The 21,154-nt window shown below is 54.0% G+C and carries 21 protein-coding genes, 3 tRNA genes and 2 pseudogenes; 16 read left to right on the forward strand and 10 right to left on the reverse strand.

All coding sequences use genetic code 11. The annotated features are described in order from the left end of the window. Positions 1-283 precede the first annotated feature (283 nt). From prfC to AM329_RS14055, 4 genes and pseudogenes are all read right to left on the reverse strand, one after another. On the reverse strand, positions 284-1,873 hold the full coding sequence (gene prfC / locus AM329_RS14040; RefSeq protein ID WP_003856562.1) for a peptide chain release factor 3: 1,590 nt from the start codon (positions 1,871-1,873) through the stop codon (positions 284-286). Between the two features lie 92 nt (positions 1,874-1,965). Continuing rightward, positions 1,966-2,641: pseudogene (gene yjjG / locus AM329_RS14045) on the reverse strand (pyrimidine 5'-nucleotidase). A 19-nt stretch (positions 2,642-2,660) separates the two neighbouring features. Continuing rightward, positions 2,661-3,104, reverse strand: coding sequence for a ribosomal protein S18-alanine N-acetyltransferase (gene rimI / locus AM329_RS14050; protein WP_003856565.1), 444 nt, complete (start codon positions 3,102-3,104; stop codon positions 2,661-2,663). Then, positions 3,073-3,486, reverse strand: a complete 414-nt coding sequence (locus AM329_RS14055; RefSeq protein ID WP_003856566.1) for a DNA polymerase III subunit psi — start codon at positions 3,484-3,486, stop codon at positions 3,073-3,075. The genes rimI and AM329_RS14055 overlap by 32 nt, the downstream gene beginning before the upstream one ends. Before the next feature lie 102 nt (positions 3,487-3,588). Between AM329_RS14055 and rsmC the strand changes: the two genes are divergently transcribed. The 4 genes from rsmC to AM329_RS14075 all read left to right on the forward strand — a co-directional run bounded on the left by rsmC (position 3,589) and on the right by AM329_RS14075 (position 5,082). Continuing rightward, on the forward strand, positions 3,589-4,617 hold the full coding sequence (rsmC, locus tag AM329_RS14060) for a 16S rRNA (guanine(1207)-N(2))-methyltransferase RsmC (RefSeq protein WP_023324121.1): 1,029 nt from the start codon (positions 3,589-3,591) through the stop codon (positions 4,615-4,617). 145 nt (positions 4,618-4,762) lie between these two features. Further along, positions 4,763-4,849: transfer RNA gene (locus tag AM329_RS14065), tRNA-Leu, on the forward strand. A 28-nt stretch (positions 4,850-4,877) separates the two neighbouring features. Then, positions 4,878-4,963, forward strand: a tRNA-Leu gene (locus AM329_RS14070). Positions 4,964-4,995: 32 nt separating this feature from the next. Continuing rightward, positions 4,996-5,082: transfer RNA gene (locus AM329_RS14075), tRNA-Leu, on the forward strand. A 42-nt stretch (positions 5,083-5,124) separates the two neighbouring features. On the opposite strand, the gene AM329_RS14080 is transcribed toward AM329_RS14075, so the two are convergent. Next, positions 5,125-5,394: a DUF1435 domain-containing protein gene (locus AM329_RS14080; RefSeq protein ID WP_026080652.1), complete on the reverse strand. Its 270-nt coding sequence runs from the start codon at positions 5,392-5,394 to the stop codon at positions 5,125-5,127. 216 nt (positions 5,395-5,610) lie between these two features. Between AM329_RS14080 and AM329_RS14085 the strand changes: the two genes are divergently transcribed. Both AM329_RS14085 and fhuF read left to right on the forward strand, forming a co-directional pair. Beyond that, a complete protein-coding gene (locus AM329_RS14085) occupies positions 5,611-6,675 on the forward strand; it encodes a GGDEF domain-containing protein (RefSeq protein ID WP_003856569.1) in 1,065 nt (354 codons plus the stop codon). Positions 6,676-6,770: 95 nt separating this feature from the next. Next, complete coding sequence (gene fhuF / locus AM329_RS14090) at positions 6,771-7,559, forward strand: siderophore-iron reductase FhuF (protein ID WP_032608458.1); 789 nt, start codon at positions 6,771-6,773, stop codon at positions 7,557-7,559. 77 nt (positions 7,560-7,636) lie between these two features. On the opposite strand, the gene AM329_RS14095 is transcribed toward fhuF, so the two are convergent. Next, positions 7,637-8,983 (reverse strand): PTS cellobiose transporter subunit IIC, encoded by a 1,347-nt coding sequence (locus tag AM329_RS14095; protein WP_003856571.1) that lies wholly within the window; start codon positions 8,981-8,983, stop codon positions 7,637-7,639. Between the two features lie 328 nt (positions 8,984-9,311). Here AM329_RS14095 and AM329_RS14100 point away from each other — a divergent pair, with 328 nt between their 5' ends. Next, on the forward strand, positions 9,312-9,770 hold the full coding sequence (locus AM329_RS14100) for a YbaK/EbsC family protein (protein ID WP_003856572.1): 459 nt from the start codon (positions 9,312-9,314) through the stop codon (positions 9,768-9,770). A 37-nt stretch (positions 9,771-9,807) separates the two neighbouring features. On the opposite strand, the gene bglJ is transcribed toward AM329_RS14100, so the two are convergent. Then, positions 9,808-10,440 carry a DNA-binding transcriptional activator BglJ gene (gene bglJ / locus AM329_RS14105; protein WP_003856573.1) on the reverse strand — a complete coding sequence of 211 codons (633 nt, stop codon included), beginning with the start codon at positions 10,438-10,440 and terminating at the stop codon, positions 9,808-9,810. Further along, positions 10,437-11,178: pseudogene (locus tag AM329_RS14110) on the reverse strand (LuxR C-terminal-related transcriptional regulator). The gene bglJ and the pseudogene AM329_RS14110 overlap by 4 nt, the downstream one beginning before the upstream one ends. Positions 11,179-11,568: 390 nt before the next feature. Here AM329_RS14110 and AM329_RS14115 point away from each other — a divergent pair. The 9 genes from AM329_RS14115 (at position 11,569) to AM329_RS14155 (ending at position 18,861) form a co-directional block, all read left to right on the forward strand. Continuing rightward, entirely contained in the window at positions 11,569-12,345 is a 777-nt protein-coding gene (locus AM329_RS14115) for a threonine/serine exporter ThrE family protein (protein ID WP_023315347.1), read from the forward strand. After that, complete coding sequence (locus AM329_RS14120) at positions 12,336-12,809, forward strand: threonine/serine exporter (RefSeq protein ID WP_003856576.1); 474 nt, start codon at positions 12,336-12,338, stop codon at positions 12,807-12,809. Before AM329_RS14115 ends, AM329_RS14120 begins: the two co-directional genes overlap by 10 nt. Positions 12,810-12,853: 44 nt before the next feature. Next, the gene (locus tag AM329_RS14125) at positions 12,854-13,306 is read left to right on the forward strand and encodes a MarR family winged helix-turn-helix transcriptional regulator (RefSeq protein ID WP_032608457.1); all 453 of its coding nucleotides are present in this window, start codon (positions 12,854-12,856) and stop codon (positions 13,304-13,306) included. 84 nt (positions 13,307-13,390) lie between these two features. Then, the gene (locus tag AM329_RS14130) at positions 13,391-13,819 is read left to right on the forward strand and encodes an organic hydroperoxide resistance protein (protein WP_003856578.1); all 429 of its coding nucleotides are present in this window, start codon (positions 13,391-13,393) and stop codon (positions 13,817-13,819) included. A 124-nt stretch (positions 13,820-13,943) separates the two neighbouring features. After that, complete coding sequence (dnaT, locus tag AM329_RS14135) at positions 13,944-14,489, forward strand: primosomal protein DnaT (protein WP_003856579.1); 546 nt, start codon at positions 13,944-13,946, stop codon at positions 14,487-14,489. Continuing rightward, positions 14,486-15,223 carry a DNA replication protein DnaC gene (dnaC, locus tag AM329_RS14140; RefSeq protein ID WP_003856580.1) on the forward strand — a complete coding sequence of 246 codons (738 nt, stop codon included), beginning with the start codon at positions 14,486-14,488 and terminating at the stop codon, positions 15,221-15,223. Before dnaT ends, dnaC begins: the two co-directional genes overlap by 4 nt. 101 nt (positions 15,224-15,324) lie before the next feature. Then, positions 15,325-15,789: a DUF2501 domain-containing protein gene (locus AM329_RS14145; protein WP_032608455.1), complete on the forward strand. Its 465-nt coding sequence runs from the start codon at positions 15,325-15,327 to the stop codon at positions 15,787-15,789. A 271-nt stretch (positions 15,790-16,060) separates the two neighbouring features. After that, on the forward strand, positions 16,061-18,352 hold the full coding sequence (gene opgB / locus AM329_RS14150) for a phosphatidylglycerol--membrane-oligosaccharide glycerophosphotransferase (RefSeq protein ID WP_032608454.1): 2,292 nt from the start codon (positions 16,061-16,063) through the stop codon (positions 18,350-18,352). Next, the gene (locus tag AM329_RS14155; RefSeq protein ID WP_032608453.1) at positions 18,352-18,861 is read left to right on the forward strand and encodes a GNAT family N-acetyltransferase; all 510 of its coding nucleotides are present in this window, start codon (positions 18,352-18,354) and stop codon (positions 18,859-18,861) included. Before opgB ends, AM329_RS14155 begins: the two co-directional genes overlap by 1 nt. Positions 18,862-18,953: 92 nt before the next feature. Here AM329_RS14155 and tsr read toward each other — a convergent pair whose 3' ends face one another. Continuing rightward, positions 18,954-20,618, reverse strand: coding sequence for a methyl-accepting chemotaxis protein (tsr, locus tag AM329_RS14160; protein ID WP_003856589.1), 1,665 nt, complete (start codon positions 20,616-20,618; stop codon positions 18,954-18,956). An 83-nt stretch (positions 20,619-20,701) separates the two neighbouring features. Continuing rightward, positions 20,702-21,142: a homoprotocatechuate degradation operon regulator HpaR gene (gene hpaR, locus AM329_RS14165; protein WP_003856591.1), complete on the reverse strand. Its 441-nt coding sequence runs from the start codon at positions 21,140-21,142 to the stop codon at positions 20,702-20,704. Between the last annotated feature and the right edge of the window lie 12 nt (positions 21,143-21,154).

The following is a 21,154-nucleotide window of genomic DNA, read 5'->3' on the forward strand; positions in this document are numbered from 1 at the left end:
CCGTTATTTGGGCGACATACTTCCCTAAATCTTGGTTTTATATATTGCGAATTAACACCGGGGCAAAATGGAGAACCAATGGACATGCATTGAACAGTTAATTCATCCACGCCCGGTGCTAAACACTGAGTTAAATATAGATCACAATCAGAGGGGTGCATTCAGAATTGGGGAAAAAACGAACGAATAGCGAAAAATTGCGGTGAATTAAGAACATTCCGCAAGGGTTTAATAACACAGGAATTAAAGAAGAGCACGGCGGCTGCCGTGCTTTGAGAGGGAATTAATGCTCGCGCGTTTTGCGGAACTGAACATCAGGATAACGTTCCTGCGTCAGGTTCAGGTTAACCATGGTCGGGGCGATATAGGTCAGGTTATCGCCACCGTCCAGCGCCAGCTGAACTTCGTTCTTACGTTTAAATTCTTCGAATTTCTTCACGTCTGAACATTCAACCCAGCGGGCGGTCGCCACGTTCACCGATTCGTAAATCGCTTCCACGTTGTACTCGCTCTTAAGACGGGCAACCACCACGTCAAACTGGAGCACACCCACCGCGCCCACGATCAGATCGTTGTTAGCAATAGGGCGGAACACCTGTACAGCCCCCTCTTCGGAAAGCTGGACCAGGCCTTTCAGCAGTTGCTTCTGCTTCAGCGGATCGCGCAGGCGAATGCGGCGGAACAGTTCCGGCGCGAAGTTCGGGATACCGGTGAACTTCATCATCTCGCCCTGCGTGAAGGTATCGCCAATCTGAATGGTACCATGATTGTGTAAACCAATGATGTCACCCGGATAGGCTTCTTCTACATGCGAACGGTCGCCTGCCATGAAGGTCAGCGCGTCGGAGATCACCACGTCTTTACCGATACGGACCTGACGCAGCTTCATGCCCTTCTCGTACTTACCGGAGACCACGCGCATAAAGGCAACGCGGTCGCGGTGTTTCGGGTCCATGTTGGCCTGAATTTTAAAGACGAAGCCGGAGAACTTCTCTTCCTTTGCTTCTACTTCGCGGGTGTCGGTTTTACGCGGCATTGGCTGCGGGGCCCACTCCACCAGACCGTCGAGCATATGGTCAACGCCGAAGTTGCCGAGGGCGGTACCGAAGAAGACCGGGGTAATTTCACCGCTCAGGAACAGCTCTCGGTCGAACTCGTGCGACGCGCCTTTAACCAGCTCCAGCTCATCGCGCAGCTGCGCGGCCAGCTCTTCACCAACCGCTGCGTCCAGATCCGGGTTGTCCAGACCTTTAACGATGCGCACTTCCTGAATGGTGTGACCCTTACCGGTCTGGTACAGGTAGGTTTCGTCTTTATAGAGGTGGTAAACCCCTTTGAACAGCTTGCCGCAGCCAATCGGCCAGGTGATTGGCGCGCAGGCAATCTTCAGCTCGTTTTCCACTTCATCCATCAGCTCCATCGGATCACGGATGTCACGGTCGAGTTTGTTCATAAAGGTGAGGATCGGCGTATCGCGCAGACGGGTGACTTCCATCAGCTTGCGGGTACGATCTTCAACACCTTTCGCGGCGTCGATCACCATCAGGCAGCAGTCCACCGCCGTCAGGGTACGGTAGGTATCTTCGGAGAAGTCTTCGTGCCCCGGGGTGTCCAGCAGGTTCACCAGACAGTCGTGATACGGGAACTGCATCACGGAGGTGGTAATCGAAATACCACGCTGCTTTTCCATCTCCATCCAGTCGGATTTAGCATGCTGGCTGGAGCCACGGCCTTTAACGGTACCCGCGGTCTGGATCGCCTGTCCGAACAGCAACACCTTCTCGGTGATGGTCGTTTTACCGGCATCCGGGTGCGAGATAATGGCAAAAGTGCGGCGTTTGGCCACCTCTTGCAGATAAGGAGACAACGTCATAATCAATTCTTCTTAGGTAAGCGCGGCAGCAGGCCGCGCATCATGGAATACGAAAAATGCGGCTATTTTACCCATCAACAGGGGGCAGGCAATCATTGTTTACACAGGAGCTGCTCCAGTTCGTTCAATGACGTAACGGTCCAGGTCGGCTCGATGCCTTCCGGCAGCATGCGGTCATGCGCATTCAGCCAGACGGTCGACAGGCCCGATCTCATACCTCCCAGAATATCAGATTCTGCCGTATCCCCCACCATCAGCACGCGATTGCGGTCAGGATTGCCCGCTTGCGCCAGCGCATAATCGAAAATACGCGGATCCGGCTTCGGTACGCACCTCTTCGGAGATCACCAGCGCGTCGAAATGATCGCGCAGGCCGGTGCGTTCAAGGCGAATCTGCTGAAGCGCGGTAAAGCCGTTGGTAATGATCCCAAGCTTCACCTTCCCTTTCAGCGAATCCAGCAAAGAAACGGCGCCGGGCAGCGGCGCGCAGATATCCGCCATCGCATTCAGGAAGGCCTCGTTCAGCACCCCAGGACTCACGTTTAACCGTTCAGCCCACACGTCAAAACGCTGATGCTGAAGCTGTAACGCGGTGATGGCTCCGTTCTGGTAATCCACCCACAGTGGTTTGTTCACCGCCTGATAGTCCTGAAAATCTTCCGCGGTGAACGTCACGCTATAGTCGAGAAACATCCGCTGTAGGCCGCCGAACGAGTCAAACGTAAACAGCGTTTCGTCGGCATCAAAGAAAATCCAGTCCCATTTCATCGTTACAACCTTATTTTCGTTATCCAATCGGCAGAGCCATGATAATGGCGTCTTCACGTCCCTCTGCGGTGGGGTAGTAGTTACGGCGGATAGTCGCCTCGTTGAAGCCTAAGCTTTCATAGAGCGCGATGGCGGCGACATTGGATGCGCGCACCTCCAGCCACAGGGTGAAAACGTCACGGGTTTCCAGCTCACGAATGAGGTGCTCAAGCAGTTCCCTGCCCAGCCCGCGGCGCTGGTATGCGGGATCGACCGCGATATTAAACAGCGTCGCCTCGTCCAGAACGACCTGCGTGATGGCGAACGCAGCCATCGCACCGTCAACGTCCAGGCGGAGATTTAAATAGCGTTCGCCCTGATTGCTGGCAAACGTCTTTTCGCTCCACGGAAAGGCATGGGCGCGGGTTTCAATCGCGAACGCGGTGGTCAGGTCAGCCGTCGTGAGGGAAGAAATCGTGTTCATATTCGCAAATTTGTTGCCATAGCGCGCTACGCGCTTTTGGGTTGGCTTTCAGTTCGTCCAGCGCTGGCGAACTGATCTGGCTTCCTTCAAGGGGTAGCTCATCCACCGCCCCGATTCGCCAGCTGTTACAGCGGCTGTCAGAGGGAAGCATCGCGACGCTTTCGGGCGCCAGCTGTAATACCTGATCGTGGGTCACCTTCAGGCTGCGAAGGACATCCTCAATCAGGGGCTCGTTCAGGGCAGGCGGCGCTTCTGCCACCATCACCAGGCGGACATGCGCAGGGATGGAGATGGCTATTTCGCCCCGCAACGCCGTCGGGCGACGCAAAGCCCACTGGGTGATGCCCAGTTGCTGCAACTGCCAGTCTCGTCGGGATGTCATAGCGAAAACTCCTGTCTCTCAGGCGCGCAAATATAGCAAATGTGTCGAAACTGCGCCATCTACCTACTATAATCCCCGCCTGAGTTTATTGAGGAACAATTCATGTCTGCATTTACCCCGGCAAGTGAAGTCTTGCTGCGTCACAGTGATGATTTCGAAGAGAGCCGTATTCTGTTTGCCGGAGATATGCAGGATGACCTGCCCGCACGTTTCGACTGTGCTGAAAGCCGTGCCCACACCCAGTACTATCACCACTGGCAAGTGCTGAGCCGTCAGATGGGCGAGCGCGCGCGCTTTAGCCTGGCGGCGGAGCAGAGCGATATTGCTGACTGCGATACGCTCATTTACTACTGGCCGAAAAACAAGCCGGAAGCCCAGTTCCAGCTGATGAACCTGCTTTCTCTGCTGCCGGTCGGCTGCGATATTTTTGTTGTCGGTGAAAACCGCAGCGGGGTGCGTAGCGCAGAGCAGATGCTCGAAGCCTGGGCGCCGCTGACGAAAATCGACAGCGCCCGTCGCTGCGGCCTGTACCATGGTCGTCTGGAAAAACAGACCACCTTCGATGCCGACGCCTTCTGGGACGAGTACCAGCTTGAAGGCCTGACCATTAAAACCCTGCCGGGCGTGTTCAGCCGTGATGCGCTCGATACGGGCAGTAAGCTGCTGCTGTCCACCCTGACGCCTCATACCAAGGGCAAAGTGCTGGACGTCGGCTGTGGCGCGGGCGTGCTGTCAACGGTTCTCGCCAGTCACTCACCAAAAGTGCGTTTAACCCTGTGTGACGTGAGCGCTCCGGCGGTAGAAGCCAGCCGCGCCACGCTTGCTGCGAATGGCATTGAAGGCGACGTGATTGCCAGCAACGTCTTCTCCGACGTGACCGGTCGCTTTGACATGATCATCTCTAACCCGCCGTTCCACGACGGAATGGAGACCAGCCTTGAAGCGGCGCAAACGCTGATCCGTGGCGCAACCCGTCACCTCAACAGCGGCGGTGAGCTGCGTATTGTGGCGAACGCCTTCCTCGCATACCCGAAAGTACTGGACGAAACCTTTGGCTTCCACGAAGTGATCGCCCAGACGGGTCGCTTTAAGGTCTATCGCACCGTGATGACGCGCCAGGCGAAAAAGTAACCCCCCCGGTCCGGCGATGGCTGACGCTGCCATCGCCCAATTTTGCAGCAATCAAAACAACGTGCGCAATTTTCTGTTGACGTAAAGCTGAAAACATCTAGAATGCGCCTCCGTGGTTACGATACTTTTACAGTGTCGATGGTATGCGAAGGTGGCGGAATTGGTAGACGCGCTAGCTTCAGGTGTTAGTGTCCTTACGGACGTGGGGGTTCAAGTCCCCCCCCTCGCACCATAAATCACGTTGATATTGCTCGCACTGGGCGAAGGTGGCGGAATTGGTAGACGCGCTAGCTTCAGGTGTTAGTGTCCTTAGGATGTGGGGGTTCGAGTCCCCCCCCTCGCACCAACGAGGCGATATCAAACCAGTAAGATGACTGTGCGAAGGTGGCGGAATTGGTAGACGCGCTAGCTTCAGGTGTTAGTGTCCTTACGGACGTGGGGGTTCAAGTCCCCCCCCTCGCACCAATTATCTTACATCCTCTCAGCAGTCCCTCTTATTTTTCTCTTTTATTTCAAACTCATCAGAATCACCAGCAGTCCACTGATTAGCGCCACGCATGAAGGCAGCAGGACATAATGCCGTAACTGTTTGTGCCAGATCATCGCGGATGTCACCAGCAAGCCTGAAACAATCATTGCTTTCCAGACATCAATGGGGAGATCGGCAAACATCAGCCCACCGATAATGGAACCAGGCAGTAATATTCCCCACCCACTTCCCAGCGCTTTGCTCAACATGGTTTCACCTCTCGCACTGATAATGATAACCAGTATCATATGATAGTAATTATCACTTGTCAGCAGGCGACGTAATAAATTGCGCCAGCAATTGCTTTCCCATAATGACAGAGAATGTGTAAGGTGATAAATTGCCCACCTGTTAACTTCCGATAAAGTTTTTCTGATAATAAAAATTCAATTTTGTAGCGACCAATATTACACAACAACACCTTGCTCATTGTTTTAATTGAGTTTTAATAAAAACGCACGCATATGACATCACAATCCTGGCTGTCTTTAGTCAACAAGAAATATCAGCTATCTTTACGTTTGTTTTTATTTCTGAACGCCGCATCAGCATTGTTCTCGGTAACAAATCCTCTCTATTCCGTACGTGTGTTATCAGTCCCGCTCTTTGCCGTACTGACTATCAGCACAGGCTTACTTATCTGGCACTGGAAAAACAGCACGCGAAAAATAAATATCCCTGTTGTTTCAGCTATTTTTGGTCTTTTATGGGCCTGGCAGATCGTCTCTAAATTTCTGTTAATCACGCACGATCACGCGACCTATTTAATGATGGCGCTATTAACAGTGCTTTTTATAGGGTCTCTGGCGTTCGCGAGTAATATTAAAGCCTTTACGTTACATTCATTTCCCGCATTTATATCCTGCCTGTGGCTTAGCCCGTCCGAAAACTGGCTGAGAATGGCCTATTTTTTCGCGCTGCCGGTGGTCGCCATTGGTATCCATCATGTTCTTCAGCGGCGCAATGACCGTTTCGCCCAGGAGCTGCTTTCCGAACTGCTGGAGGAGCGCGAAACCCTGACCGATCTCAGCATGATGGACCCGCTCACCGGCCTGTATAACCGTCGCGGGCTGCAAAGCCGGCTGGAGAACCTTCCCAGGCCTGACGCTGGCGAGCACTTCGTGCTGCTGATGGATATCGACCACTTCAAAGCCTACAACGACCATTACGGCCATATGATGGGCGATCAGGCCTTGATCAGGGTCTCGGCTGCGATACGCGACGCCGTGCGCTCACGCGATGTTGTCGCCCGGTTTGGCGGGGAAGAATTTATGGTGCTGTTGAGTAACATCCCGCTGGAGCAAGCGCGCCAGACGGCTGAACGCATACGTCAGAAGGTTTACGATCTTAAAATCCCCCATATGTTTAACGAAAGCGTCGCCACTAACGTGACCATCAGCATCGGCATCGCCATGTTCGAAGGTGAAGACGTTGAGGGCGCGCTGGCGAAAGCGGATAAAGCCCTCTATGAAGCCAAGCATATGGGACGTAACAGCATTCTGCTGAGCGAAGAGCTTCATACTGCCTGAAACCGCCTTCACAGCGCCAGGATAAAACGCTTGCGCTTGGTTTTATCTATAGTTAGGATTGGCAATCATTATCATTTAGATTTGTAATCCACACTATGGCGACTCGTACCGCACACATCGTTGAGCCCCTGCTCTGGCGAGCTCCACTCTCCGCCGGGGAAACGACGCTTGCGGATGCCATTCGGGAAAAAATTGCCGTAACGCGCGCCCATCTGCTGGATTTCATCAAACTGGATGAAGCACCGCCGCATCATGCGCTGACGCTGACTGAGTGGCAACGTCCTGCCGAGCTGCGGTCGCTGCTGGCAACCTTTTCCGACCATATTTATCGTAACCAACCTACCCTGACGCGGGAAAATAAACCGCTGTTATCCCTCTGGGCACAGTGGTATATCGGGCTGATGGTGCCGCCTGTCATGCTAGCCCTGCTGACCCAGGAAACGATGCTCGATCTCTCGTCGGAACATTTTCATGTTGAATTTCATGAAACCGGGCGCGCTGCCTGTTTCTGGATTGATGTACATGAAGATCCGAGCGCGAGACACCTGTCAGCGCAGGCGCGTATGGAACGGCTGATTACAAGAGCGCTGGTTCCGGTCATTGATGCGCTGGAAGCGACGGGAGAGATTAACGGCAAACTGATCTGGAGTAATACCGGGTATCTTATCCACTGGTATTTAACGGAAATGAAGCCGCTGCTCGGCGACGAGAAAGTGGATGCACTGCGTCAGAGCTGTTTCTTTGCCAGACAGCTATCGGATGGACGGGATAACCCTCTTTACCGCACCGTGGTTCCGCGTGAGGGACTTCTGGTACGTCGTACCTGCTGTCAGCGCTACCGTCTGCCGGACGTCCAGCAGTGCGGCGATTGCACGCTTAAGTAGTCTGGCCCGGCCTGATACCCGCAGTGAGAGGGAACCAACACTAAAAACGGCAACCTGCGTTGCCGTTTTGCTTTTACCTAAGCGACCTGCTGATTTTCCTCTTCTCCATTACGCTGTGCTTCTTCCGCTTCCTGCTGAAGCAACTGTTTCTCGTACACCTTGAAGAACGGGAAATAGATAATCGCGGAAACGCAGGCCAAAACCAGCACCAGAATGGCTGCACGGAAATCCCAGCCCAGCGCCCAGGCGGCACCAACCGGAGCCGGTGCCGTCCACGGCACGACGGAAATCACGCGGCCAATCAGATCAAACTTCATCGCTGCCCATGCCAGCACGGCATTAACCATCGGCGCCAGCAGGAAAGGAATAAAGAACACCGGGTTCATCACAATCGGCGTACCGAAAATCACCGGCTCATTGATATTGAAAATGCTTGGCACCACGCTCAGACGTCCAATAGAGCGCAGGTGCGCGGAGCGGCTACGCAGATAGCAGAACACCAGACCCATCGTCGCCCCCGATCCGCCGATAACGATAAAGAACGTCCAGAAGGCTTCCATAAAGATGTGTGGCAAAGGCTGGCTTGCCGCCAGCGCGGTCTGGTTCGCCCCCAGGTTCGTCAGCCAGAACATTTGCAGCATCCCGGAGACAATCGCCGCGCCGTGGATCCCGGCAAACCACAGCAGGTGGCCAATCAGCACCGCCAGCAGGATCGCAGGCAGCGAGTCAGCCGCAGAGACCAGCGGTTTGAATATCGACATGATGGCCTGTGGGATCAGCATACCGAACTGCGACTGGATCAGCAGACTCAGCGGATAGAGCGTCAGCACCACCACCAGCACCGGGATCAGCAGATCAAACGAGTTTTTGATCATCGGCGGAACCTGGTCTGGCAGGCGGATCCCGATATTGTGTGCTTTCAGGAAACGCATCATCTCAACGCAATAGATCGCCACCAGAATCGCGGTGAAAATACCGGTCCCTCCCAGGCTATCGACCGGCAAAGCGCCTTTGGTTTTAGGGGCGGCGACCAGCAGGAACGCCATCAGCGACAGCATCGCGCACATGAACGGATCCAGCTGATGGGTTTTAACGTAATGTTTGCCCAGGTTGTAGGCAATAGCCGCACAGATATAAAGGGACATCACCCCCATTGTCATATCAAACGGCGTCAGAATTTGGCCTTCAAACTGCTTCGCCATATCCAGCCAGGCGCGAGCAAAACCCCAGGTGGTATCAGGCGAAAAAGGTGGGTAAGCGAACACTAACAGAAACGAGCCCACAATCATAAACGGCATCGCTGAGATAAACCCGTCACGAATAGCCATAACGTGACGCTGGGAAGAGATGCGCCCGGCAATAGGGCTAACATAATTTTCAACGAAGCGGAAAATCAGATTAAATGCAGCATGGTTGGCAGACATAGCAGATCTCCTGTCATACGTTCGTTTCGGACGTTCTCACGTCACACGTTGTTCCATACATCAGCGTCACAACCTTGCCGGATCGTGTACCTGCGGTACTGCTCAAACGGAATGGTTTCATAATTAGCTCTTATTATTAGATACAGGGGAAGTTACACACTCAGTATTAATCTCTGCATCACGCTCTGCAACCGGTTACTGTAACCGGTTTCTGTGAATGTGAAGGCGATCCAGAAATCGCCCCAGACGGATATTTGTTACTTAAGGAATATTTACAGCGACTAAATTCTTATGACAGATTACGCAGGATATTTGTCAGGAGGAATCAATGAGTTTGCAGTCTGTACAACAGTTTTTTGCCGAACACGCTCCGGATATAGAGATCATTGAGCTTAACCAAAGCACAGCGACTGTTGCCCTTGCTGCTGCCGCGCACAACGTTGAACCCGGCCAAATTGCCAAAACGCTGTCACTAAAAATTAAAAATGACGTGATTCTGGTGGTTGCAAAAGGCGATGCGCGTCTGGATAACAAAAAGCTTAAAGAGACATTCGGCGCAAAAGCCCGCATGCTCAGCAGCGATGAGGTAGTCACCCTGACAGGTCATCCTGTTGGCGGCGTCTGCCCTTTCGGACTGGAAAACCCGCTTTCTGTTTACTGTGACATCACATTAAAACAATACGCGGAAGTGTTACCCGCAGCGGGCGCCATCCACAGTGCGGTGCGTATATCGCCCGACAGAATGGCGGAACTGACCGCAGCAAAATGGGTGGATGTGTGCATTTGAACGATGCGCCAGAAGCACTCTGGCGCATCATTTAACGCTAAGAGAATGAAGGAACGGTGAGAGCGGAACGACGAACTTCCCGGGCAGGGAGATGCGCCAGGATATCCGCCGCATCCAGTAATCCCACGTCAGAATTGACGCCCAGCTTTACCATGGCGTTAAACTTATGCGCCCGGATAGTTTTAATATTGCGTTCAAGCTGTGCTGCAATTTCAGGGATCGAAAAACCCGATGACATATAACGCAGAATCGCCCTCTCGGTTGGGCTTAACATACGATTGCTAACACACCAGTGATTGTACATGTTGTCGTTCACCTGATGCGTTTCGCTGAGTAATGTCTTCAGGCCCTCCATTAGCTGCTTTAGCGGAACCGATTTACTGATGATTCCATGCAAGCGAGAAGGCGAAAGATGGCTGACCAGCCTCGCCTCCATTTCGTCAGAGGCCAGCACAATACGCTGGACGTCGCTGTGGGTGAAGGTGAGATCCCGTAAACAGGCAAGACAGTTTCTCCGCTCCTCACGCTCATCAGACAGTGAATAGATAACCGCATAGAATGAGATATCCGAGAGCGCCGCTTTAAAGCTGGCGAATCTGCTAAACAGGTGCACCTGGTAATGGCTCAGGCTGGGCATCGCAAAGAGATGCTTCAACCCCACAGCGCTCATTGAGCAGCTTTCGATGACGGCGATATGTCTTGTTGCAGTGGTCTTTTCCATTCCTCAAACTCTCCATAAGCCGACATTAAACTGAGTTCTCGCATTCCCTGGGTACTGCTTATCCACGCGTACATATCGGCATTACTGCGAAGTGATAAGCGACGCATTGCACTGTTTTTCTGTGCGCTGATCGTTTTATTACTTTTATTCAGTAGTGTGGCAATTTGGTTGATTCCCCAACCTTTACCGAGTAAACGCAACACCTTGCGTTCAGAGTGAGTGAGTGAGTGCAATCATTTGCTCACTCTCCTCTTCAATATCGGGCGTTTCCGGTATTAATAACGTCTGGCTTATTCGCTCGGCACGTTCACTGCCCGCGCGAATAGCGTTAATGACGCCTTCAATAGGCTCCATATCTGAAAGCAGCGTGCTTTCCGGACGCATAAGAAGCTCTACTGCAAGCGGATAAAGAGGACGCGAGACAAGGAATATCCAGTGAATATCCCGATACTGATTCATTAATCCATAATACTGCTCAAGCGTGCCGCGAGGATTACGATACTCACCCGAAATATCGGCAATAACGACCCCGGCGCGACGCAACTGAAGTAGCGTCAACTCCTGCATCGAACGGCAGTACGTTATCTCAAAATCGGGAAAATGACGCGACATGACGCCACCTAACCCATTTTGCATAACCGGCACTCTGCTAATCACAACTCCGTGTTTACCATTCAATGGCAATATAGACCCTCCATGTCATGAATTCATTATTTAAGAACGAACTAACCCTACGAGGTTAAACACGTTTGTATTCCTTAGTACAAAACGGCTTAATATTCGTAAACCAGAAGAAATGTCACATGGGTTATGAAACGCCCAATACAGTCTTAATATCGCATAAAGACTACAAGAATTTAATTCTGGTTGTGTGAAAAGATCGAAAATATGAAATTAGAAATACTTAATATATTTTTTTTATAAATTCTCGTCACATATTCATTAAATAAATAAAGATACGGCCTCTTCGCCATGCTGGACACGCAACTGATCGCACAAATGTTGATCTGGTCCAGCGCAAAGGGCCCTGCCCTTTGTGTTAAAAGTAAGCAATCTCTCTTCTCTTCAGGGCGTTTCATGCAGGCAGATCGGTCTACGCAACGTGCTACCACGCGGCTATGTATTCAGTGCGGACTTTTTCTTTTACAACACGGGGCAGAAAGCGCCCTCGTCGAAGAACTTTCCACACGCCTTGGTCTGGCGCTGGGGATGGACAGCGTTGAGAGCTCCATCTCGTCAAATGCCATTGTACTGACCACCATTAAAGACGGACAGTGCCTCACCTCCACTCGTAAAAATCATGACCGCGGCATTAACATGCACGTCGTGACGGAAGTGCAGCACATTGTGATCCTTGCTGAACACAGGCTGCTCGATCTGCGGGAAATAGAGAAACGCTTCAACCAGATCAAACCTCTCCGGTATCCACGCTGGCTGGTTGTGCTGATGGTGGGACTCTCCTGCGCCTGCTTCTGCAAGCTCAACGCGGGCGGATGGGACGGCGCAGTCGTGACCTTCTTTGCCAGCAGCATCGCGATGTATGTCCGCCAGTTGTTGACGCACAGGCAACTGCATCCGCAAATTAACTTCTGCATCACGGCATTTGTGGCGACAACCGTATCCGGCCTGCTTTTGCGCCAGCCTTACTTCGCCAACACGCCTACTGTTGCGATGGCCGCCAGCGTATTGCTGCTGGTGCCGGGTTTTCCCTTAATCAATGCCGTCGCTGATATGTTCAAAGGCCACATCAACACCGGTCTGGCACGCTGGGCGATAGCCAGCCTGCTGACGCTGGCGACCTGTATCGGGGTGGTAATGGCCATGACACTCTGGGGGTTACGCGGATGGGCGTGATCGATTTTCTGCTCGCACTGGCGCAGGACATGCTCCTGGCAGCCCTTCCCGCCGTTGGCTTTGCGATGGTGTTTAACGTCCCGCAACGTGCATTACCCTGGTGTGCGCTGCTGGGTGCCATTGGCCACGGGTCACGTATGATCATGATGACCGCGGGCTTTAATATCGAATGGTCGACGTTTATCGCCTCCATGCTGGTCGGCAGCATCGGTATTCAGTGGTCCCGCTGGTATCTGGCGCATCCGAAGGTGTTCACCGTGGCGGCAGTCATTCCTATGTTCCCGGGTATTTCAGCCTATACGGCGATGATTTCCGCCGTCAAAATCAGCCACTTTGGCTACAGCGAACCGCAGATGATCCTGCTTCTGAGCAACTTCCTTAAAGCCTCGTCGATTGTGGGCGCGCTCTCCATCGGCCTGTCGATCCCCGGCTTATGGCTTTACCGCAAACGTCCACGCGTATAATAAAATAGCTTGCAATTGTATCGCGCACTATCTATATTCATTTCATGGATGCAAAAATGAACGACACCACTAACGCGCTTCTGCTGGATAACCAGCTCTGTTTTGCCCTCTATTCGGCAAATCTGGCGCTTAACAAGCTCTACCGGCAACTGCTGGCGCCGCTTAACCTGACCTACCCGCAATACCTGGTGATGCTGGTGCTGTGGGAGCAGGATGATATTACGGTATCAGACATTGGCGAGCGGCTGTTCCTGGATTCCGCCACGCTGACGCCCCTGCTGAAACGCCTGGAAAGTGCAGGATTAATCTTCCGCCAGCGTTCCCGTCAGGATGAGCGTCAGGTCGCCGTCACCCTGAGCGACGCGGGTCGGGCGCTGCAACAGCAGGCCGTGACGATACCCCACGCCGTGGGCTGTGCAGCGCAGTGTGATACCGACACCATGCTGGCGCTCAAGCACCAGCTCGAACTTTTGCGCCAACAGCTTCATCGCGCGTAAGGCTATACTTTACGCGCCTGATTTTAACTTAATACATCGCGCGCTATTTAATAGTGCATATAAACGTAAGATGAGGAACCTGCCATGTCTTTAGAAAAAGTTGTTTACACTGCCAAAGCCAAAGCAACCGGAGGCCGTGATGGCCGCGCAACGTCTTCCGATGGCGTTCTGGATGTCAAACTGGGTGTCCCCAAAGAGATGGGTGGCATGGGGGGTGAAGTAACCAACCCTGAACAGCTGTTCGCTGCGGGCTACTCCGCCTGCTTCCTGGGCGCAATGAAGTTCGTTGCGGCACGCGACAAATTCGCTCTGCCAAAAGATGCCTTTATTGAAGGCGAAGTGGGGATTGGCCCGCTGCCAACCGGTTTTGGTATCGAAGCGAAGCTGAACATCCACGTTGAAGGGATGGACGCAGCGGAAGCCAAAAAACTGGTGGATGCGGCGCATATTGTCTGTCCGTACTCTAACGCGACGCGCGGCAATATCGACGTGACGCTGAACATCATCGCGTAATCAGCTCCTGTGATTTTAGCCCCGGTAAGCGTAACGCCGCCGGGGAAATCCTCTCCTTTCCTCTCCTCTCTCTGTGCTACCATAACCCTCAATCACGCCCGTAGTAATCAGTTGAGAAAGTGTTATGTCCTCCAGAATCCTGACCACCAGCATTGCTGGCATTGATGCCTTTATGCGCGATCCTCGCGGTGTGTTGACGCACGCCGAAGGCGGCACGCTCGCGGTATTTGCCGACAACGCCCCGGCGTTTTATGCGGTCACGCCGGAACGTCTGGCGCAGCTTCTGGAAATTGAAGCGAAGCTGTCGCGCCCGGCGAGCGATGTCATGCTGGATAATCAGTTTTTTGACGAACCCGCCAGCGCTCCGGTGGCCGTTCCAATGGGGAAATTTCCCATGTACGCCGGTTGGCAGCCGGACGCCGATTTTCAGCGGCAGGCGGCCTTATGGGGAATAGCCCTCGCGCAGCCCGCGACGCCAGAAGAGCTGGCGGCCTTTACCGCTTACTGGCAGGCTGAAGGAAAAGTCTTCCACCATGTTCAGTGGCAGCAAAAGTTCGCGCGCAGTCTGCAAATCAACCGCGCCAGCAACAATGGCCAGCCAAAACGTGATATCAATGCCTTTTCAGAACCGGACAAAAAAATCCCTGATGGATTCCGAGGTGCGAAATGAAAAACGTCGGCGACCTGATGAAACGTTTGCAGAAGATGATGCCCGCCAACGTGAAGCCCGCCTTCACCACCGGTGAAGAGCTGCTGGCGTGGCAAAAAGAGCAGGGTAAAATTCGCGCGGCTGCCCTCGCCCGCGAAAACCGCGCGATGAAAATGCAGCGCACCTTTAACCGCTCTGGCATTCGCCCTCTGCACCAGAACTGCTCCTTCGAGAATTATAAGGTCGAGTCGCAGGGGCAGATGAACGCCCTCAACCAGGCGCGCCAGTATGTGGATGAATTTGACGGCAACATTGCCAGCTTCATCTTTAGCGGAAAACCCGGCACGGGGAAAAATCACCTTGCGGCCGCTATCTGCAACGAGCTGCTGCTGCGCGGGAAGTCAGTGCTGATTATCACCGTGGCCGATATTATGTCCGCCATGAAGGACACCTTCAGCAACCGCGAAACCAGCGAAGAACAGCTGCTGAATGATTTAAGTAATGTGGATTTGCTGGTCATCGACGAGATCGGCGTCCAGACGGAGTCCCGCTACGAAAAAGTGATCATCAACCAGATTGTCGATCGCCGTTCGTCGTCAAAACGCCCAACAGGTATGCTGACGAACCACAATATCGACGAGATGACCCGACTTCTTGGCGAGCGGGTGATGGATCGCATGAAGCTGGGTAACAGCCTGTACGTCATCTTCGACTGGGACAGCTACCGCAGCCGCGTCACCGGCAAAGAGTATTAAGATATTTCCAGGGAGCGCCGGAAGAGCAGAGGTATATACTGAACCCACTTCTGGCCCAAAACGGACCTTGTTGAGTAAATCATTATGAAAAACAGTTTCTTATCAGCATCCTTACTGGCACCCTGCTGGTGACTGGCGCAGCGCAGGCCGCATCATGGCAGGAGTCGCTCTCCAGCGCAGCAAGTGAGTTAACCAAAGAGAGCGGCTCTTCCCAGGGCGGGCTGTCAGCCTCGTCCCTCACCGGCCTGCTGAGTAACAGCTCCCAAAGCCTGAGCGCCGGAACGATGAACAATGCGGCGGGCATTCTGGAATACTGCGCGAAGCAGAAACTGGCTTCCGTCACCGATACCGAAAACATCAAAAACCAGGTGCTGGGTAAACTGGGTCTGGACACCCAGGAGCAGAAAGCGGACACCAACTATATGGACGGTATTCAGGGCCTGCTGAACGCGCAAAATGGCCAGCAGCTGAACCTCAGCACCCTTGGAAATTCATCTCTGGCGAAACAGGTGAAAACGAAAGCCTGCGATCTGGTGCTGAAACAAGGCGTTAATTTCCTCTCCTGATCGTCTCCCATTTTCTGCCACAACACGCCGGGTTTATTACGTTAGTCTTACACCGCGGCGTGAAGGGCGTTTTTTTATCCCCTGCCACCACCTCAGCCTCCGTATACCACGATGCGACTGTATTCAAAAATCCGATTTTATAAACCAAATCCTAACAACAGCACACTTTCGTGACACTAAAATTGCAGCTAAGCGACATCGCAATTACATTGTATTACCCAAAAAATAAGCAATTAGCCGGCTAAGCGTCCGGCATGATGAGGATCTGCTGTTGTCAGAGTTAATGTCCCTTGTCCTTTTCCTGGCTTCCATCGGCGTTTATGCCTGGAAAGCTGGTCGTCACACCTGGTGGTTTGTGGCCACCCTGGTGGTGCTCGGCATTTTTATTGTTTTAAACATTACGTTATATGCCAGCGATTATTTTACCGGCGACGGTATTAACGACGCGGTGCTCTACACGTTGACCAACAGCCTGACCGGCGCTGGTGTAGGTAAGTATATCCTTCCGGGTCTGGGGCTGGTGGTCGCCCTGGTGGGCATCTTCGCCGCGCTGGCCTGGGTTCTGCGCCGTCGCCGTCACCGTCCGCATCATCATGGCTACAGCCTGCTGGCGCTGTGCCTGGCGCTGGCCTCCGTGGATGCCAGCCCCGCATTCCATCAAATTACCGAGCTGGTAAAATCCCAGTCGCGCGATGGCGACCCGGACTTTGCGGCCTATTACAAAGAACCCTCGAAGAAGATCGACAATCCCAGACTCAACCTGGTCTATATCTACGGCGAAAGTCTGGAGCGCACCTATTTTGATAACGATGCTTTCCCGAACCTGACGCCAGAGCTTGGCGCGCTGAAAAACCAGGGCCTCGACTTCAGCCACACCATGCAGCTCCCTGGCACGGATTACACCATCGCCGGGATGGTGGCCTCCCAGTGCGGCATTCCGCTGTTCGCTCCGTTTGAAGGCAACGCCTCCGCCTCGATGTCGAGCTTCTTCCCGCAGAACATTTGCCTCGGCGATATCCTGAAAAACTCGGGCTATGAAAACTACTTTATGCAGGGCGCTAACCTGCGCTTTGCCGGGAAAGATGTGTTCCTGAAATCCCACGGTTTCGATCACTTGTATGGTTCCGAAGAGCTGAAAACCACGGTGGCCGATCCGGCCTACCGCAACGACTGGGGCTTTTACGACGATACCGTTCTGGATGAAACCTGGAAGAAATTCGAGGAGCTTTCCCGCGCCGGTAAACGCTTCTCGCTGTTTGCGTTGACCGTCGACACGCATCATCCGGATGGTTTTGTCTCACGCACCTGTAAACGTCAGGGCTACGACATTGACGGTAAAAACAACAAGTCGTTCAGCGCCGTGACCTGTAGCCAGGAGCATATCGCGGCGTTAATCGAGAAAATCAAAGCGTCGCCGTATTTCAAAAATACGGTCATCGTCGTCTCATCTGACCATCTGGCGATGAAAAACAGCGCCTGGGATGAGCTGAATAAGCTGGATCGCAGCAACCTGTTCTTTGTGCTGCGCGGCGATAAACCGCAGCAGGAGATCATTGCCGCTAAACGTAACTCGATGGATAACGGCGCTACCGTGCTGGATATTCTGGGTGGCGATAACTTCATTGGACTGGGCCGCAGTACGCTGTCGGGCCAGTCCCTGTCGGAAATCTTCCTCAACATGAAGGAAAAAATCCTCGCCTGGAAGCCGGATATCATTCGTCTGTGGAACTTCCCGAAAGAGATAAAAGACTTCACCATCGATCAGGATAAAAAAATGATCGCGTTCTCCGGCAGCCATTTCCGCCTGCCACTGCTGCTGCGCGTGTCGGATAACCGCGTCGAGCCGCTGCCGGAAAGCGAATACTCCGCGCCACTGCGCTTCCAGCTGGCGGAATTCGCCCCGCGCGATAATTTCGTCTGGGTCGACAAATGCTACAAAATGGGCCAGCTCTGGTCGCAACAGCTGTCGCTGTCCACCGACTGGTGCGTCTCTCAGGGGCAACTCGGCGGCGAGCAGACCGTGCAACACGTTGACAAACCGCAGTGGCAGGGAAGAACCGCGTTTAAAGATACGGTTATTGATACCGCACGCTATCAGCGCAACGTTGACCTGCTGAAAATCGTCGACAACGACATTCGTTATAAAGCAGACAGCTTCATCTTTAATGTTGCCGGCGCGCCGGAAGAGGTGAAGCAGTTCAGCGGTATTTCGCGGCCGGAATCATGGGGGCGCTGGTCTAACGCCCAGTTAGGCGATGAGGTGAAAATTGAATATACCCATCCGCTGCCGGAGAAATTCGATCTGGTGATCACCGCCAGGGCATTTGGTCCCAACGCAAACCGTCCTATACCGGTGCGCGTCGGCGATAAAGAACAGACGCTGACGCTGAGCAATGATGTCACCACCAGCACGCTGCACTTCGATAACCCAACGCGCAGCAATACGCTGGTCATTGTGCCGCCCGATCCGCAGTCCACTAACGAAGGGAATATTCTCGGTCACGCTCCGCGCAAGCTGGGGATCGGCATGGTGGAGATTAAAATTGTGAGCAGCGCTGGCTGATGACGGCGTTCACCCTTCGCCCGACGCGCATCGACGACGTCGCTGCCCTGCCCGCCATCGAACGTGCGGCGGGGCAGCGGTTTCGCGACGTTCCTGAGCTGGCCTGGCTGGCAGACAATGAGGTTATTTGTGTTGAAGATCACCTCGGTTACGCCGGACGCGGATTAAGCTGGCTGGCGCTGGCTGACGACAGGCCTGTGGGCTTTATTCTCGCCGAAGCTCATCCATCGTCGCTGTTTATTGTGGAACTGTCGGTTCACCTGGACTGGCAGGGACGAGGTCTCGGACGCCAGTTAATCGCCCGTGCCGCCGCGCATGCCCGCAGTCTGGGGCTGAACTCGCTGACGTTAACGACGTTTCGTGATGTCCCGTGGAATGCGCCCTTCTACAGGCGATTAGGGTTTGAAATGATGACGACGCTGACGCCGGAACTGCGCCAGAAACGCGAGGAAGAGACGGCGCACGGTTTAGCGTATGGTTCCCGCTGCGCCATGCGCCTGCCTCTGTAAGATCGCCCGGTGGCGTTGCGCTTACCGGGCTTACAAAACCCAATTCCGCAGGCCGGGTAAGGCGCAGCCGCCACCCGGCAAAACGCACAGCGTCAGAACGTTTCCCAGTTATCGCCCGCATCTGCGGTCGCCGGTTTACGCGCCACTACCGGAGCGGCAACGCTTTTCGCGGAGGCGAACTCGCGCGCCTTCATCTGTTCCTGCTGAATACGGAACACCGCAACAGCCTGCGTCAGACGGCTCGCCTGCTCTTCCAGTGCCGCGGCCGCCGCCGCAGACTCTTCCACCAGCGAGGCGTTCTGCTGGGTCACGCGATCCATCTCAGCCACCGCCAGCCCAACCTGGTCGATACCGCGGCTCTGCTCGTCAGACGCAGACGCGATTTCGCCCATGATGTCCGTCACGCGCGTTACCGCATTCACGATCTCACCCATGGTTTCACCCGCGCTTTCCACCAGCGTTGAACCAATTTCCACGCGCCCCACGGAGTCTTCAATCAGACTCTTGATCTCACGGGCCGCCTGGGCGCTGCGCTGCGCCAGGTTTCGGACTTCACCTGCAACCACCGCAAAGCCGCGGCCCTGCTCGCCCGCACGCGCCGCTTCTACCGCCGCGTTCAGCGCCAGAATATTGGTCTGGAAGGCAATCCCGTCGATCACGCTGATGATATCGGCGATTTTCTGCGAACTGCCGGCGATATCGCGCATGGTCTGTACCACGTTATCCACCACCTTGCCGCCTTTCTGCGCGGTTTCAGACGCGCTCAGGGCCAGGTTGCTCGCCTGACGGGCGTTCTCGGCGTTCTGCTTCACGGTGGCAGTCAGCTGTTCCATGCTGGCGGCGGTCTCTTCCAGAGAGGCAGCCTGCTGTTCGGTACGGGATGAGAGATCGTTATTACCCATCGAGATTTCGCTCGCACCGCTGTAAATGGCGTTTGCGCCGTTACGCACGTCACCCACGGTACGCACCAGCTCGCCCTGCATGTGGCGCAGGGAGTCAGCCAGTTCCCCCATCTCGTTGGAGCCTTCCACGTCGATGCGCTTCACCAGGTCGCCGCTGGCGATATGACGAATGCTGTCAATCAGACGGTTCAGCGGCGAAATCAGCGCCTGACGAATACCCAGCCAGACGGCAACAATCACCACCAGCACCGCAGCCAGCACGCTAATCAGCACCCAGATAGCCTGGCGGTAAGAACTGTTGCTGTCTTCAACCGCGGTCTGATACAGCGCGTCGTTCTGTTGCAGATAGGTGACGTACTGCTTCTCAAAGCCATCCTGATAGCTCTGGGTCGGCTGGTCGAAGAACTCATTGATCTTGCCCGCCCCCAGCAGCTGGATCAGCTCGGCCAGCGCGCCGTGGTAGATATCGTAATTACGTTTGATTTCCAGTGCCGCAGCGTCGCTCTGACGCGGGTCGCGCGGCAGCGCTTCGTAATCCGCCCAGTTTTTTTCCGCCTGTTTCAGAGACGCAGAGGCAATCTGCATCAGCTCGGCGACGGTTGAGCCGCTACCGATATTGTTCTGATCCATCATATAGCGGATACCCGCGCGGTTCAGAGTGTTACGGGTTTGCAGCAGCGCCACCCAGCTACCGTTCAGGGTGGATTGTTGCTGGCGAATGGTTTGCAGGATGGTGAAATTCTCTTTGTCATGCTTCAGGGCATTGAAGAAAAGACCACCGGATGTGAGTTGTAAAAGGCCAAATATCGCTAAAACCAGCAGTAAGCTGGTGACAATCTTGATACGATTTAACATGTTTTCTCTTTCCTCAGACAGATACAGAATTTTCGGCCTGGAAAGGGAAAACTTTACGAAAATCATCCTGGAATTTAGGGTTTTTACTCTTCGTCCCGCGCGGCAATATGTCGGTTTCCAAGTTCAATAAATTCTTCCAGCAGCGCCGTGAGCTGCGTCATCTTCTCCGGGGTATATTCCGCCTCAATCTGCTGGTACGCCTCTTCCACCTGAGCCTGAGCACGCTGGTACAGCGCGTTGCCTTCTTTCGTCAGCGATACGTACAGCTTGCGCTGGTCATTCACCGGCTTTAAGCGCAGCACCAGGCCGTCGCGCTCCATCCGCGTCAGAATGCCGGTCAGGCTTGGGCGCAAAATGCAGGTGCGGAACGCCAGATCGTGAAAATCCATGGAGGGATGCTCGGCCAGCACGCGGACGATACGCCACTGCTGCTCGGTCAGATTATGCCGCTTCACTATCGGGCGGAAGTAGCCCATCGCCGCTTCACGCGCCTGCAACAGCGCGATGGTTAATGAGTCATGCATCACCTTCCCCTT

It is taken from the genome of Enterobacter cloacae complex sp. AR_0002 (genome assembly GCF_001922365.1).
Lineage (GTDB): Bacteria > Pseudomonadota > Gammaproteobacteria > Enterobacterales > Enterobacteriaceae > Enterobacter > Enterobacter hormaechei_C.

Coding starts and splice junctions, on each gene's coding strand:
- prfC (WP_003856562.1), bottom strand. CDS start 1,873: ATGACGTTGTCTCCTTATCTGCAAGAGGTGGCCAAACGCCGCACTTTT.
- rimI (WP_003856565.1), bottom strand. CDS start 3,104: ATGAACACGATTTCTTCCCTCACGACGGCTGACCTGACCACCGCGTTC.
- AM329_RS14055 (WP_003856566.1), bottom strand. CDS start 3,486: ATGACATCCCGACGAGACTGGCAGTTGCAGCAACTGGGCATCACCCAG.
- rsmC (WP_023324121.1), top strand. CDS start 3,589: ATGTCTGCATTTACCCCGGCAAGTGAAGTCTTGCTGCGTCACAGTGAT.
- AM329_RS14080 (WP_026080652.1), bottom strand. CDS start 5,394: ATGATACTGGTTATCATTATCAGTGCGAGAGGTGAAACCATGTTGAGC.
- AM329_RS14085 (WP_003856569.1), top strand. CDS start 5,611: ATGACATCACAATCCTGGCTGTCTTTAGTCAACAAGAAATATCAGCTA.
- fhuF (WP_032608458.1), top strand. CDS start 6,771: ATGGCGACTCGTACCGCACACATCGTTGAGCCCCTGCTCTGGCGAGCT.
- AM329_RS14095 (WP_003856571.1), bottom strand. CDS start 8,983: ATGTCTGCCAACCATGCTGCATTTAATCTGATTTTCCGCTTCGTTGAA.
- AM329_RS14100 (WP_003856572.1), top strand. CDS start 9,312: ATGAGTTTGCAGTCTGTACAACAGTTTTTTGCCGAACACGCTCCGGAT.
- bglJ (WP_003856573.1), bottom strand. CDS start 10,440: ATGAGCGCTGTGGGGTTGAAGCATCTCTTTGCGATGCCCAGCCTGAGC.
- AM329_RS14115 (WP_023315347.1), top strand. CDS start 11,569: ATGCAGGCAGATCGGTCTACGCAACGTGCTACCACGCGGCTATGTATT.
- AM329_RS14120 (WP_003856576.1), top strand. CDS start 12,336: ATGGGCGTGATCGATTTTCTGCTCGCACTGGCGCAGGACATGCTCCTG.
- AM329_RS14125 (WP_032608457.1), top strand. CDS start 12,854: ATGGATGCAAAAATGAACGACACCACTAACGCGCTTCTGCTGGATAAC.
- AM329_RS14130 (WP_003856578.1), top strand. CDS start 13,391: ATGTCTTTAGAAAAAGTTGTTTACACTGCCAAAGCCAAAGCAACCGGA.
- dnaT (WP_003856579.1), top strand. CDS start 13,944: ATGTCCTCCAGAATCCTGACCACCAGCATTGCTGGCATTGATGCCTTT.
- dnaC (WP_003856580.1), top strand. CDS start 14,486: ATGAAAAACGTCGGCGACCTGATGAAACGTTTGCAGAAGATGATGCCC.
- AM329_RS14155 (WP_032608453.1), top strand. CDS start 18,352: ATGACGGCGTTCACCCTTCGCCCGACGCGCATCGACGACGTCGCTGCC.
- tsr (WP_003856589.1), bottom strand. CDS start 20,618: ATGTTAAATCGTATCAAGATTGTCACCAGCTTACTGCTGGTTTTAGCG.
- hpaR (WP_003856591.1), bottom strand. CDS start 21,142: ATGCATGACTCATTAACCATCGCGCTGTTGCAGGCGCGTGAAGCGGCG.